Raw genomic sequence first — 13,384 nt, 5'->3', positions numbered from 1 at the left:
CCACCATTGTGCCACTTGAGGGCTCAGCGCTATTCGACGGTCACCGACTTCGCAAGGTTACGCGGCTGGTCCACGTCATAGCCCTTGGCGGTGGCCACACCGCAGGCGAAAATCTGCAGCGGAACGGTAGCCAGCAGCGGCTGCATCAGCGTCGGCGCCTGCGGGATGCGGATGATGTGGTTGGCGTAGGCCTCGACCGCCTCGTCGCCCTCTTCCGCGATGACGATGGTGATAGCGCCGCGGGCGCGGATCTCCTGGATGTTGGAGACAACCTTGGCGTGCAGGGAATCGCGGCCGCGCGGGGAAGGCACGATGACGAAGACCGGCTGGCCCTCCTCGATGAGCGCGATCGGGCCGTGCTTGAGCTCGCCGGCGGCGAAGCCCTCCGCGTGCCGGTAGGCAATCTCCTTGAGCTTGAGCGCGCCCTCCAGTGCGACCGGGAAACCGACGTGGCGGCCCAAGAAGAGCACCGACTTAGCGTTCTCCATGGCAGTGGCCAGATCGTAGACCTGCTTTTCGTTGTCGATGACTGCCTGGACCTTATCCGGCATCGCACGCAGGTCATCCAGGACGGAATTGACCTCATCGGAGAACATGTTGCCGCGCAGGCGTGCTAGGTAGAGGCCCAGCAGGTAGGTCGCGGTGATCTGTGCCAGGAAGGCCTTGGTGGAGGCCACGGCGATCTCCGGGCCGGCGTGGGTGTAGAGGGCGGCGTCGGACTCGCGCGGAATGGAGGAACCCTGGGTGTTGCAAATAGCAATCACCTTGGCGCCCTGCTGGCGGGCGTGGCGCACTGCCATGAGGGTATCCATGGTCTCGCCCGACTGTGACAGGGCCACGACCAGGGTCTTCTCGTTGACAATGGGATCGCGGTAGCGGAACTCGTGGGCCAGCTCCACCTCACACGGGATGCGGCACCAGTGCTCGATGGCGTAGCGCGCGACGTGGCCGGCATAAGCGGCGGTGCCGCAGGCGATGACGATGATCTTGTCGATGGACTTGAGCACCGACTCCTCAATGCGGATCTCATCGAGGACCAGGTTGCCGGTCTCGTCGAGGCGGCCGAGCAGCGTATCGCGCACTGCTGCTGGCTGGTCGTGGATTTCCTTCTCCATGAAGGAGTTGAAGCCGCCCTTTTCGGCAGCGGCGGCATCCCACTTGATCTCGAAAGGCTTGCCCTGGGCGGGGTTGCCGTCGTAGTCGGTGATCTCGATGTCATCCGCGGTGATGGTGACGACCTGGTCGTTGTCCATCTCCACGGCGGACTTGGTGTAGTCGATGAAGCCGGAGACATCCGAGCCGAGGAAGTTCTCCCCCTCACCCAAGCCGATGACCAGCGGCGAATCGCGGCGCGCAGCCACGATGCGATCGGCCTGCTCGGCATGAATAGCCAAGAGGGTGAACGCGCCTTCCAGGCGCTTGCCGGTCAGCTGCATAGCCTTGGTGAGGTCGCCGTGGGCCTCGTTGTGGAAAACATCTGCTAGAAGGGTGGCGGCAACCTCAGTATCGGTCTCGGACACAAAGTTGTGGCCCTTGCCCTCCAGCTCGCTCTTGAGCTCGGCGAAGTTCTCGATGATGCCGTTGTGTACGACGGCGAGCTTGCCGCCGTCCACGACGTGCGGGTGGGCGTTCAGATCGGTTGGACCACCGTGAGTAGCCCAGCGGGTGTGCCCGATGCCCAGGACGGAATCCTTGAGTGGGCGCGCAGCGATTTCGGCTTCCAGCGCAGCGACCTTTCCAGCCTTTTTGCGCCAGGAGATCTCCCCATCGGCGTACATTGCGACGCCTGCTGAGTCATAGCCGCGATACTCCAATCGGCGCAGGCCCTCCAGCACAACATCGAGGGCAAAGTACTCACGACCATCGGTGTTATGGCCAATGTATCCAACGATTCCACACATGGAACGGAATTTTACAGCATGATTTAACGTGCCGAATCGCAAGGATCGTGCTTAAAACCTTCCCCCACCTATCTGGTACATGTCCACCTCTTTGTCTACGCTTTCCTCTATTCTGTAAAGCGTGTCTGCGAATTTGAAGAAGCATCTCGGTACGTTGTCCAAGCGCGGCCCGCACCGCGTCCTCGTTGGGGACCTGTCTTATGCAGGGCTAGAAGGCAAGGTCTACACCCCTGCTGAAGGCAAGGGCCTGCCCGCCGTGGCGTTTGCTCACGACTGGACGAAGAGCATCAAGGACTACCACGCCACCCTCCGCCACCTGGCCAGCTGGGGCATCGTGGTGGTTGCTCCCGATACGGAGACTGGTGTCTTTGCCAAGCACCGCAACTTGGCTGCTGACCTCGAATCGGCCCTGCAGATTGCCGCTGGCGTTAGGCTGGGCGCTGGCAAGATTTCGGTGTCCGCTTCCAAGCTGGGCGTTTTCGGCCACGGCATGGGAGGCGGCGTAGCCACCTTGGCTGCCGTGGATAACCCGAAGGTCCGCGCCGTCGCAGCCCTCTACCCTGCTGATACCTCACCATCCGCCGTTCAAGCTGCCCGCTCCGTCAAGGCACGCGGCCTCGTTATCGGCGCGGGCCAGGATGACATCTTCCGCGCCGGCAACCCCGCAAAGCTGGCCAACGCGTGGGGCGGACCGGTGGCCTACCGGGAGATTGCCAAGGGCACGCAGTCCGGTTTCAGCGAGGATAAGTTCTTCAAGTTGGCGCTCGGTTCCGGCTTCTTCCAGGGCTCCGCAGTCGAGACCGCCCGCGGCCTTGTGACCGGCTTCTTCCTTTCCACCCTGGCTGGCGAATCCAAGTATGACGGCTTTGCGGATGCCGATGCCTCCGCGAAGGGCGTTGAGAGCTTCACCGGCGAGGACCTGGCTCAACGCGCCGGCTTTGAGCACAGCAAATAAAGCTCCAACGAAAGAGCGCTTCACAGCGCGGCTTTTCCTAACTACAGCAGGACGATCAGTTGTCGTCCTGCTTTAGTTGTTTTAGCTTAGGGACTTCAAGAAAATACCAGGCAATAAGTGCAATGCCCGGCAGAAGCAACTGAGCGGCCGTCCACAGCTTTATGTGGGACATTTCTCTGTCGAATTTAATCTCAATGCCAAGCACAACAAAAGCCACCAAGAGGTACAGCATGGGAAGAACGCCCCACAGGACGTCATGAAGCCAAGGCACTGTTGTCATGCGGCATTCTCCTCACCCTGGTTGATACGTGCAGTAGGCAGTCACCTCACGGTATCACCTGTGGCTGCGAGGAACCAGACTTGTTTCTCGCTGCTGCTTCAGCTGCGCCTGAGCACCGACTGCACCTGACCGCGCGGACGGCCCCGGCCCTGCCCCTGCGCTTGACTATGCGGCACGCCCCTGGACTCTGGGTTTCGCCCCGGCGTATGTGTGTGCGGCGCATTTGTGTGCGCTTGGGCTTGGGCCGCGCGCTGAGCGGACTTCTCAAGCTCGTCCTGTGCCTTGGCCATCGCTTTCTCAAACTCCAGCAGCCGTGCGGCTGTGCGCTCGCGGAATCCACGTGCGAACTCATCGAAATCATTGTGCGGCATTACCACTGCCCTGCCTTTCGCGCCTGTACGGATGGGGAATCTGGGCTTTCTTCCGGTGCCGTTTCCGGTGTCATTTCTGGTGCGGCTCCCGCGCCGGGAGCCGGCCCAGACGCTGGCTCAGGGGGCGGTTCAGGGGCTGGTACCGGTGCAGGTTCCGGCACTGGTGCCGGTGCCGGCGCTTCCGCTGCCTGCATATGCGCCAGCTTCTCCGGTGGAGCTTCTGGCTCCGGAACGTTATTTAGCTCTGGCGGTGGTGGCGTGACTCCGTTGTCCGGGGCTGGTTCTGGTGCCGGCGGTGGACCTGGCTCCGGTTCCGGCTGCGGCTCTGGTTCTGGTTCGTGCTCAGGCACAGGTTCCAGCTCAGGCTCCGGCAGATTCTCAATGAAATCCACGGCGGCTTCAGCCAGCAGCCCAAGCCCCAGAATGGCAACTCCTACGCCTAGGATGCCCAGACTTCCGCAGCAGGACTCCTCCGGCTTACACTCACAGGATTCCGCGTTAGGACTCTCGCTGCTTTCTTCCTCACAGTCTTCAGCTACTACAGGCTCGTCAGGCTCCTCGACCTCTTCGACTACCTGCACCGCCTCCTCCGGGCAATCAGTCACCTCCGCCTGCACGGGTGCGGTGGGCACGTCAACCTCGCTGGGTGCCTCTATCCCGGCGTCGGCCGGCGTGGTGGTTCCCACGTCGCGCGGCTGCTCAGTGCAGGTACAAGACTGCTGCGACTCCTTCTCCGCGTGGCACCCGCACGGCTTGTGCTCTTCTTCTGTTGCGGTGGAATCGGGTGTGGGCTGCGCTTGCGCTGCGGGCTCAGTCGGCACGGTATGCGGCGTGTTCGGTTTCGCTGGCAGAGGCTTATCTTCAGCCGGCGGGCACTCTTCTTCCGTCACCGCCGCGGGCTGCGTTGGCGCAGGTTTTTCTGGCGGTGCCACCGGTTTGTCTGGTTCCGGCTCGACTGGTTGCTGCGGTGCAGGGGGCTGCCCTGCCGACGCCGGTGGCGTTGGCTGGGCTTGCGCCGGTGGCGGTGGTTCTGCGGGGCTTGCAGGTTTCGTCGGTTCACAGGGCTCAGGATCCGGTTGTGGGCACTCCTTCGGCTTCTCCTCGCAACCGCATTCAGGCTCAGGCGGGGTTTCCGGCAGCTCCCGCTCGCATACCTCGGTGCAGCGCTTTTCAAACTCGCCGTAGCAATTTTCAATGGCAGTGTCGCGGTCCCGACAGGTTTGCGAAATGGTGTCATTCGTCTGGTCGATTAGGTCACCGCCAATGCGCGAAATAACTGGGACGATGGCCTTGCCCAACGGGTGCCGCTGCAGCAACATGGTCAAGATATTCAGCAGCGGAATTACTGCAGAAATCAACTCCGCTACGGCAGATTCGGAAACACTGACCACGTCTTCGATGGCCTCGGAGCACTGCTGCGCGGACTCCACCAGATCATCGGCTTCGTCCCTTTCCTTCTCAAAGTCATCCTGCACGCCGCGCAGGTGATCCATGATCGCTCCCCCAGCCAGCGACAGCACCGTGCCAAGGAGGAAATCCCGCAGACCATTGCCGCCGCGCAGTGGACGTCGCGCGCCCATCGCCGACGCGGTATGCGTCACGAGCTCTCCTGGGTTGATCCCGTCGACGGAACCCACCATGTCCCCCAACAAATCAATCGGTGTGCTGGGACCGGAGTAGCCGCCAAGGCTCGCAGCCTGAAACTGGGAGACTACCTGTGAATAATCGCCCAAGAGCGACTTGATCATCGTGGACATCAGTTCGCCCCCGTTTCCTGGCTGCCGAATTGGCCAGCGAGGCCACGGTCGACGTCGCCAAACGCCCGCACCTGCTCACGCGCGGCGCCCGCGGTGGCCGATATGTTCTCCAAGCGCCACGCACCACGCTCGTGTAGCCGACTCAACAACGCCTGAATCTGCGCCCCATGCCCGCTAAAATCCCGCCCCGCAGAAGACGGGGCAAAGCTCGGTCTGTCCCCGCGGTGTGCGTCACTTTGGGCGCGGGCTTGGTCCATGACGTCGTCGAGAAGCCGCGTGGCTTCCTCCTCATCAAAAAATACGTCGGGCATGTGCGCCCTCCTTCTTGTCCACAACAAACAGTGATTCCTGCTCTTATTGGACTGAGAAAGCCACCCGCCGGTTCCCCCACCGCGCAGAAAAAGAAGAAACCCCAGGCCAAAGGCCCAGGGTTGCGATTATGCGGGTAGAACTAGACAGCGGCAACGACGGCAGCAAGCTTGCCCGCTACCTTGCGTGCCTGCTCCTTTTCAGCTGCTTCCACCATGACGCGGAAGAGCTCCTCCGTGCCGGAGGGGCGCAGCAGGACGCGGCCCGTATCACCAAGCTCTGCCTCGGCGGCGGCAATAGCTTCCTTGACTTCGGGGGCGTTGAGGATGACCGCCTTATCGGACACCGGCACGTTGATGAGCACCTGCGGCAATACCGTCATCACGGAGGCCAGCTCCTTGAGAGTCTTGCCGGACTTAGCCATGCGCGCCATGATAGACAGTCCCGTCAGTGTGCCATCGCCAGTGGTGCAATCATCCGGCAGCACGACGTGACCGGACTGCTCGCCGCCCAGGGAGAAATCACCGCGGTTGAGCTCCTCCAGCACGTAGCGATCCCCCACGGCGGTTTCCTTGACCTCAATGCCCTGCTCCTGCATCGCCAGCTTCAGACCCAGGTTCGACATCACGGTGGCCACCAGGGTGTTGAAGCGGAGGTCGTTCTCTTCCTTCATGCCCACCGCGAGGATCGCCATGATCTGGTCACCGTCAACGACGTTGCCCTCAGCATCGACGGCTAGGCAACGGTCAGCGTCACCGTCGTGGGCCAGGCCCAGATCAGCGCCGTGCTCGACGACGGCCTCCTGAGTCTTCTCAATGTGGGTCGAACCGCAGTCCTCGTTGATGTTGAAGGCATTGGGCTTGTTGTGGATAGCAATGACCTCAGCGCCCGCTGCCTCATAGGCCTGCGGAGCAACCTTGGAGGCAGCACCGTTTGCGGTGTCGACGACAACCTTGATACCGCTCAGATCCGTGGTGACGACCTCTGCTAGATGCTTGAGGTAGCGCTCCCGGCCGTCGGGGGCCTCCGAAATAATGCGGCCAATCTTGGTCCCCGTGGGCCCACCGTCGGTGAGGTTGTCCATGGCAGCCTGGATGCGGTCTTCCACCTCATCCGGCAGCTTCTTGCCGCCCGCGGAAAAGAACTTGATGCCATTGTCCGGCATCGGGTTGTGGGAGGCGGAAATCATCACGCCGAGGTCCGCCCCAAAATCATCGGTGAGGAATGCGATGGCCGGGGTCGGCAGCACGCCGACGCGCACGACGTCGACGCCGCGTGAGGCCAAGCCCGAGGCAATCGCCGCATCCAACATCTCGCCCGACACACGCGGGTCGCGCCCAATAATCGCCAGCGGGCGGCGCTCGTAGGACTCCCGGTCCGAGGTCAGCACCTCCGCCGCTGCCTGCCCTAGGCGCAAAGCCAGAATGGGAGTGAGCTTCTTGTTCGCGAGGCCGCGAACTCCATCGGTTCCAAAAAGTCGAGTCATAGTTGTTTATTATGCCCGCTCCCCCTTGCCTGGCGCAGGTCGGCTCGTTCTTGTTGTGTAGACTTCTTCCCACCTTCTGCCCTGTGAGCAGGGCCGGTGGGGAGTTTCCCCAGTTAACGCGCGCGCTGGGCCGTCCTCTGCTTGAATAATCACCATGTCCTATGCGAAAGGCTTGACTCGCGTGAGGGAGTCGAAGGGAGTGAAACTCTTCAAAGCCCTCACCGATGGTGTGCTCACCAAGTTCAACATGGCGGTACTCGTTGTCGCAGCGCTATTTCTGGTGCTCGGAAATACCGAGCCCGCGGAAACGGAAGAACCTGCAGTCATCGCTCCGGGCGAAACGGTGGAGTTGCAGCAGGCCCAGGTGGTCGTCGATAAGCCCCGCGTCGAGGCCGGCCAAGTCCACGTCACCGCCACGTTCCTCAACACCCAAGACATCGCCTTCACGGACTACCAACAGATGTTTAGCCTTACCCGCAATGGTGAGACTATCCCCTTTGAGCAGTTCTCCATCGCGCCCTCACTGGAGAACGGGGCGGTGACCAGGCCCAACCCCGGGGTTCCCTTCGCCGTCGACATCACCGTCGACGATGCCCCCGGAACAGCGCTTGTTCTCAACGATCTGACGGTGCGCAAATCCAGCCTGGACATGTCCTACCGATGGTTTGACCCCACCCCCGTAGCAGAGATGGAGTTGGCATGACCCACCGCAAATCTTCCTCCCTGCCCCTGCTCAACCGCAAGAAGGTCCCCATGATCGCCGTGGCCGCAGCGATCACCTCCCTGGGCATCTTCATTAGTGACCAGATGCCCGATCCGCGCGAGGTGGAATTCTCCCACTTTGAGTACACCGACGAAATACCCGGGCACACCCGCATTAGCCAGGTAGACGTCCACACTCGCCCACTGGCGTCCGGCGACTACGCGGAATTCACCGGTACTCTGCCCGAGGGCGAGGAGCTCAGTGAGCTGTATGAAGTAGCCGTCGATTTCACGCTGGAGCGCACTCACTCCTACCCCCTGAGCCTGAAACTGGAAGACTCCGAGGGCCGTGTTTTCCGAACGACCACACCGCAATGCGACGCCGAGGTCGTCTCCCTCCCCATGACCTGTACCAGTCTCTTTGTACTCCCAGAGCATTCGCTGGGCCCCGCCACGCTGGCGCTAGAGGTGGAGAATCTCCTCGGCGACTTCCACCAACAACCGGTCCCCATGGGCAAGGAACTTCACACAGCCGTGGAGGTTAAAGCATGACGTCCCAAGACACAGCATCGAAGAAGGCCTCGAAGGCGTGGTGGTGGGCAGCAACTCTTCCGGCGCTCGCGATCATGGTGGCGGCCTCCTCCTCCGTCATGGTGCACGGATACCGACCGCTGTCGGTCCATTCGACCGTCGAGGCCACCAAGCAAGAGCCCGCCGAGTTCAGCTTTGATTATCAGCTAGACCAGGACACCGCCCAGCGCTCGGCGACGGTCACCCTGGCCGCCATCGACAAGGCAGACCCCTCCGAATTCGGCTCCCTTTATGCCGACAAGAACCTCATGGATCCCCCTGCGCTCCCCGGGGACACCGCACTCTACAAGGCCACCGTGGACTGGCATGCGGATCCGGAAAGCCCACTTGAAGGATGCGAGGTCGGGCTCCGTGACGGCCAAGGGATCGAGCAACCTGTCCGCCTCGTGTTGTCCCCGCAGGACGTGCCGACCGATATGCCCGCCGCCTTCCCCAACCTCTGTGAACCCGAAGGGGCTGCGGGGCCGATGGCCATCAATCCTTTCGAACTAGATGCCAATATCCTCCCCGAGCCCAGCGCGCGGCCGGCTGAATGGGAGATGACGTACTACTTCGTCACCAACGCCGATTTCGAGCCTTCCGAATTATTCGTCACCTGGGGCGCCCCTTATGAGGTGCGCCTGCGCACAGGCGCTTAGAAGCCTTCTGCGCGGACAACCGCCTCAACGTCCTCCGCGCCCGGATCGGTCTTGTTCCACGGCCACGACACCATTACCTTCTCTTCTGGGTAGTAGACGAAAATGTCGCCACCGCCGAATCCATCCTTGCCCCATTCGTTGACGAGGACTTCCGGGGCGGAACCATTCGCCTCGCGAACAGTACGGGTCGACGTCTGGAAGGCATCATCGTGATAATCGGGCAAGGCTCTGTACATCTCTTCGGCCTCCTCCCCAATGACAATGTCCCGCGGACTATGGAATGTCATGAGCCCCTCAGCGTCCTGCTCCTTGGTAAGCCACGGCTTGCAGGAATAGCCGTGGGCTCCTTCTAGCAGAGCATTCTCGGATTGCAGCGGTGCTTCGGTACACAGGGCGATCTTCTCAATGAAGGCCTCCGGCAAGACGTCCGCGGTCTCAGGGCGCAGGTTCACGATGTGGTCCTCCCGCAGGTCCGGACGCGCCAGCTCCTCGCTGGACCCGCGCCTGTTGATCTGCTCAACCGTAATCCCGCCAGCAATCAACACCACCGCGACAACCAGGGTGAGAATGTTCAGCTTGCGCGCGCTGATGTGGGTATCAGGATCGGTCGTGGCTTCTGCGCGATCCACGTCACCGGCTTGAGTGTGCTCAGTAGTCTGTGTCACCGATTCCACCTACTTCTCTCCCGCCTGGCTCGCTGGGACGGCAGATTCAGCGTCCGGCTCTTCGCCTTGGTTTTCGTCGGTGCTCTCATCTGCGTCCTCCGCCTCGGCGTACTCAGCGTTGAGGAAGCGGTCCAGCGCGGCTACCACCAGCGGGAGCGCAACGAGGAAGTACACGGCTCGGGCAAGGACCAGCACATAAGGCTCAAGCCCAATGGTGATGGTCCCCAGCGCCAGCGGTTTGATGATGGCACGCAGGGCATAGATTACGCCCAGCTCAGCGCCCGAAGCCAAGACGAAGACGAGGCAGAAGGTCAGCATGGGGACCGCACCGGCGACTGCCAGCGTCTTGAAATTGCGCCACGCATTACGGAAGGGGCCGACGAGTGGCTGCGCGGCGTTGTCCAGCATGTCTCGCGTCGTTCGGAAGGCTGCTTCCGAATAGCGACGCCCATAATCGGCCCACATCTTCTGCTCGGCATGCGGGGAGAGCTTTCCTCGTTCGGCGGGACCTTCGATGGGGGCATCGGCTACCGTCTGCAGGGGCGGTACCGCGTCCTCCTCGCCTGACGTGTCCGGCTCAGAACTGTCCTTCTCTCTGGTCAGGCTCGTGTTGTAGACCACCGCGCCGAGGGTCAGCCATGCGAAGGGCACGACGATAAAGTTGCCGATTTGCGCCGCGTTATTCCACAGCCACCCAATCACCGCACCAATGACCCAGGTGTGGGCGACGATCCAATCCTTCGCCGTGACAATAGAGTCCCACACGGGGCCAATGCCTTGCCGGCTAAGAATCCACACACGGACCTTCTCAAAATTGCTGGTGATACTTAGCGACGCCGTGGCCATCCACAGCACCTCCAGGTACGCCGCCGCAGTGGCCACGCCAAAGGCGCGCTCCCCCAACTGCAGCGCACCAATGAGTTTGCGCAGCACCACGATAGAAATGAGAAACCCTGCAAATAGCCATCCGGAGTTTATGAACGAGCGCCCGAAATCATAATCGAGAAAGCTAGTGGCCACCTCGATGGTCACGGAGTCGTAGACAAAGGTCCGCGCGTCATCCCGCAACAGGCCGTGGGAGGAATACACGGTAAGGAACGGGATGAGGAGGCCACCGACGGTCAGCAGCGTGGTCTTATCCAGTTTGCTAAAGCGGGTCTCGCCGCCAAAGAACTCCATGGACGGCTGCATGATCCAAAAGCACACGATGACGCCGGTCATCACAGAAAGCGGCGCAAAGGGGAAGATGAGCGTGGCGGCCAACGGCGAATACTCAGAAATAACCACCGCCAACCACAGCACCGCCGCGCGCACGGCCAGCGACAGGCAAATCACCGTGATCAGCTGCGGCAGGTACCGCCACAGCAGCTTTGCTGCGTCCAAGGGGACTGATAGTGCGTCCCGCGCGCTCTCAAGAATGACTTTCACGCCGCTTAGTATAAGGAGAATCACACCAGTGCGCTGGCCGAACGGGGAAAGCCGCCACCTCCCACGAAAGGGAAGCAGCGGCTTTCGAAAATGCAGTATGCGCGAAGATTAACGCTTGGAGTACTGCGGGGCACGACGTGCCTTGTGCAGACCAGCCTTCTTACGCTCCACGGCACGAGCATCACGGGTGAGCAGGCCAGCCTTCTTCAGGGCCTGGCGGTCAGCCGGGTTGTAGATGTTCAGTGCGCGGGCGATAGCCAGACGCAGGGCGCCGGCCTGGCCGGTCGGGCCACCACCGGTGACGGTGACCTTGAGGTCAAACTGGCCCTCGCGCTCGAGGATGGTCAGCGGCTGCAGGATGTCCTGCTGGTGCAGCTTGTTCGGGAAGTACTCGTCAAAGGCACGGCCGTTGACAGAGATGTTGCCGGAACCAGCGACGAGGCGGACACGAGCGATGGCGCGCTTACGGCGGCCAACGGTCTGAATCGGGCCCTCGTGGATAGCCGGGGCAGCGGTCTCAACCTCAGCCTCGGTGTCGGTTGCCAGGGAATCACCGATGGTGTTGGTGAACTCCTCGGTAGCGGCGGTTGCTGCAGCGATGTCGGCAGCGTCGGCTACATTGTTGTCGATGTTCTGCTCGGTCATTACTGTGCCACCTGCTTAAACTCAAAGGTTTCCGGCTTCTGGCCGGCGTACGGGTGCTCCTCGCCCACGAAAACGTGCAGCTTCTTGATGGAGGCGTTGGAAAGCTTGTTGTGCGGCATCATGCCCTTCACAGCTTCCTCGATAACGCGGACCGGGTTGGCGTCCAGGGACTGACCAAGGGTCATGGACTTCAGGCCGCCCGGGTAACCGGAGTGGCGGTAGCGCATCTCGCGCTCGCGCTTGTTGGAGGAAATGTGGATCTTGTCCGCATTCAGGATGATGATGTGGTCGCCGCAATCAACGTTCGGTGCGTACTGGGGCTTGTGCTTGCCGCGCAGCATGTCAGCCACGGTGGAAGCAAGCTTGCCCAGAACCACGTCGGTAGCGTCGATGACGTACCACTTGCGGGTGATGTCACCGCTCTTCGGGTGGAAAGTAGACAAAATGACTCCTTGAAAGTCTGTCTCGGAACTGCCGGCCAACGCTATGTAAGCCCCTACGCGGTACATACAGCGGCCGGTGGAGACCTGCAGCACGCGCGCACCCACGTAGACGCGGGTGCGGACACATAGGTGTTTCACTTTAGTATGAGGCTGTTTGAAAACCCAAAACGCCGATATCGCCCCTCACCAACGCCTCCATCCCCAGATACTTCGGGGTGGGGGTAGAGACAGAAACGTTGATGAGAAGCGATACCGGCGCCTTTCACTAGGTGGGCGGAAAGTGCTGACTGTGAGGCGGTGCGTCCAGCCCTTCCATTCACTACACCCCTCTCCTAGCCCTTCACGCCTTCCTCCACGCCACCCACCGCTCATGGTTGTGAATGGTGATGGAAGACTGCGCCCATACTCCTAGCGAAAGACCCGCAGTCGAGACGGTTTAGCCCCAGCTAGCGGCGGCGCGGCGGTTGACGTCACTCATATTGTCATTGCCCTGGGACACCGTGGTGGAGATGGTCGCTAGCACCGTGTTGAGCTCGGCGGCAGCTTTATCCCACTTGGCCTGCGCCGCGTTATATGCGGCGGCGCTTTCTCCCTCCCATGTCGATACCATCGGCTGCAGGGTGGCCTTAAGGTCACCGAGGAGCCCGTTGATGCGGCCGGAGGTGGAGTTGATGTCGGCGGCGGCACCAGCGATGGCGCCAAACTGATACTTAATTCCAGACATTGCGTGTTCCTTATCTTCTGTGTGCTCGTGTGTGGTTCAGTGCGTACGGCTATAGGAGGCTGCGGCTCTGTTTAAAGGGCCAGGCCCGCGCCGCCGACGTTGTCGAAGGACTGGGCGTTATCTGCCTCAACCGAATCAAAGTTTCGGGCATTGTCCCTGATGTTGTCGCTGATGGCGGTCAGTGCCTCACGCAGCTGCTGTGCGGAGGAGTTGTAGCGCTGCATCAGGTTGTCAAAGGAAACCTGCGCGCGGCCTGCCCAGCTGGCGCGGACGGAGTCCACAACTCCCTGCAGACGGGTGAGCTCACCCTGTACCTCGTCATTGGTGGAGTCGACGCGGCCGGCGGTGGCCACCATTACGTCGGCTTCTGTGCGGAACGTTTGAGTCATTGTTCTCTCCCTTTCTTTGTTCCCTACCTGGGGCATGCCCTTTTACTACGGGGCCTGATGTGTGTTTCTTTCCCCCCGAGAAGCACCCTGTGTCCTTCTC

Annotated in this window: 16 protein-coding genes; 4 read left to right on the top strand and 12 right to left on the bottom strand. The window is 61.4% G+C overall.

Annotated elements, in window-relative coordinates; translation table 11 throughout:
• Window positions 1-29 precede the first annotated feature (29 nt).
• The gene (gene glmS / locus HMPREF2526_RS03785; protein ID WP_070545929.1) at window positions 30-1,901 is read right to left on the bottom strand and encodes a glutamine--fructose-6-phosphate transaminase (isomerizing); all 1,872 of its coding nucleotides are present in this window, start codon (window positions 1,899-1,901) and stop codon (window positions 30-32) included.
• 121 nt (window positions 1,902-2,022) lie between these two features.
• Here glmS and HMPREF2526_RS03780 point away from each other — a divergent pair, with 121 nt between their 5' ends.
• Complete coding sequence (locus HMPREF2526_RS03780) at window positions 2,023-2,856, top strand: dienelactone hydrolase family protein (RefSeq protein WP_070545927.1); 834 nt, start codon at window positions 2,023-2,025, stop codon at window positions 2,854-2,856.
• 55 nt (window positions 2,857-2,911) lie between these two features.
• Here the strand turns inward: HMPREF2526_RS03780 and HMPREF2526_RS03775 are convergent, their stop codons facing one another.
• The 5 genes from HMPREF2526_RS03775 to glmM form a co-directional block, all read right to left on the bottom strand.
• Window positions 2,912-3,136 (bottom strand): hypothetical protein, encoded by a 225-nt coding sequence (locus HMPREF2526_RS03775; protein WP_049157023.1) that lies wholly within the window; start codon window positions 3,134-3,136, stop codon window positions 2,912-2,914.
• A 98-nt stretch (window positions 3,137-3,234) separates the two neighbouring features.
• Complete coding sequence (locus tag HMPREF2526_RS03770; protein WP_049157021.1) at window positions 3,235-3,507, bottom strand: hypothetical protein; 273 nt, start codon at window positions 3,505-3,507, stop codon at window positions 3,235-3,237.
• Window positions 3,507-5,264: a zinc metalloprotease gene (locus tag HMPREF2526_RS03765; protein ID WP_070545925.1), complete on the bottom strand. Its 1,758-nt coding sequence runs from the start codon at window positions 5,262-5,264 to the stop codon at window positions 3,507-3,509. The genes HMPREF2526_RS03770 and HMPREF2526_RS03765 overlap by 1 nt, the downstream gene beginning before the upstream one ends.
• Window positions 5,264-5,575, bottom strand: coding sequence for a hypothetical protein (locus HMPREF2526_RS03760; RefSeq protein ID WP_053089098.1), 312 nt, complete (start codon window positions 5,573-5,575; stop codon window positions 5,264-5,266). Before HMPREF2526_RS03760 ends, HMPREF2526_RS03765 begins: the two co-directional genes overlap by 1 nt.
• 140 nt (window positions 5,576-5,715) lie before the next feature.
• On the bottom strand, window positions 5,716-7,059 hold the full coding sequence (gene glmM / locus HMPREF2526_RS03755) for a phosphoglucosamine mutase (protein WP_049157018.1): 1,344 nt from the start codon (window positions 7,057-7,059) through the stop codon (window positions 5,716-5,718).
• A 154-nt stretch (window positions 7,060-7,213) separates the two neighbouring features.
• On the opposite strand from glmM, the gene HMPREF2526_RS03750 reads away from it, so the two are divergent.
• The 3 genes from HMPREF2526_RS03750 to HMPREF2526_RS03740 are packed head-to-tail and all read left to right on the top strand — an operon-like array spanning window position 7,214 to window position 8,990.
• Window positions 7,214-7,762 (top strand): hypothetical protein, encoded by a 549-nt coding sequence (locus tag HMPREF2526_RS03750; protein ID WP_141761684.1) that lies wholly within the window; start codon window positions 7,214-7,216, stop codon window positions 7,760-7,762.
• Window positions 7,759-8,313, top strand: coding sequence for a hypothetical protein (locus HMPREF2526_RS03745; RefSeq protein WP_070545923.1), 555 nt, complete (start codon window positions 7,759-7,761; stop codon window positions 8,311-8,313). The genes HMPREF2526_RS03750 and HMPREF2526_RS03745 overlap by 4 nt, the downstream gene beginning before the upstream one ends.
• Window positions 8,310-8,990 (top strand): hypothetical protein, encoded by a 681-nt coding sequence (locus HMPREF2526_RS03740; protein WP_046648435.1) that lies wholly within the window; start codon window positions 8,310-8,312, stop codon window positions 8,988-8,990. The genes HMPREF2526_RS03745 and HMPREF2526_RS03740 overlap by 4 nt, the downstream gene beginning before the upstream one ends.
• Here the strand turns inward: HMPREF2526_RS03740 and HMPREF2526_RS03735 are convergent.
• The 6 genes from HMPREF2526_RS03735 to HMPREF2526_RS03710 all read right to left on the bottom strand — a co-directional run bounded on the left by HMPREF2526_RS03735 (window position 8,987) and on the right by HMPREF2526_RS03710 (window position 13,284).
• Complete coding sequence (locus HMPREF2526_RS03735) at window positions 8,987-9,655, bottom strand: hypothetical protein (RefSeq protein WP_141745913.1); 669 nt, start codon at window positions 9,653-9,655, stop codon at window positions 8,987-8,989. The two genes, HMPREF2526_RS03740 and HMPREF2526_RS03735, sit on opposite strands and share 4 nt — an antisense overlap.
• Before the next feature lie 9 nt (window positions 9,656-9,664).
• Window positions 9,665-11,083, bottom strand: coding sequence for a hypothetical protein (locus HMPREF2526_RS03730; RefSeq protein WP_070545921.1), 1,419 nt, complete (start codon window positions 11,081-11,083; stop codon window positions 9,665-9,667).
• Between the two features lie 108 nt (window positions 11,084-11,191).
• On the bottom strand, window positions 11,192-11,728 hold the full coding sequence (gene rpsI, locus HMPREF2526_RS03725; protein WP_046648438.1) for a 30S ribosomal protein S9: 537 nt from the start codon (window positions 11,726-11,728) through the stop codon (window positions 11,192-11,194).
• Window positions 11,728-12,171, bottom strand: coding sequence for a 50S ribosomal protein L13 (rplM, locus tag HMPREF2526_RS03720; protein WP_010189505.1), 444 nt, complete (start codon window positions 12,169-12,171; stop codon window positions 11,728-11,730). The genes rpsI and rplM overlap by 1 nt, the downstream gene beginning before the upstream one ends.
• 436 nt (window positions 12,172-12,607) lie before the next feature.
• Window positions 12,608-12,895 carry a WXG100 family type VII secretion target gene (locus tag HMPREF2526_RS03715; protein ID WP_046648439.1) on the bottom strand — a complete coding sequence of 96 codons (288 nt, stop codon included), beginning with the start codon at window positions 12,893-12,895 and terminating at the stop codon, window positions 12,608-12,610.
• Between the two features lie 71 nt (window positions 12,896-12,966).
• Window positions 12,967-13,284 (bottom strand): WXG100 family type VII secretion target, encoded by a 318-nt coding sequence (locus HMPREF2526_RS03710; protein ID WP_046648440.1) that lies wholly within the window; start codon window positions 13,282-13,284, stop codon window positions 12,967-12,969.
• Between the last annotated feature and the right edge of the window lie 100 nt (window positions 13,285-13,384).

It is taken from the genome of Corynebacterium sp. HMSC070E08 (assembly GCF_001808895.1).
Lineage (GTDB): Bacteria > Actinomycetota > Actinomycetes > Mycobacteriales > Mycobacteriaceae > Corynebacterium > Corynebacterium hiratae.
This window is presented reverse-complemented; position numbering and strand designations above follow the sequence as displayed.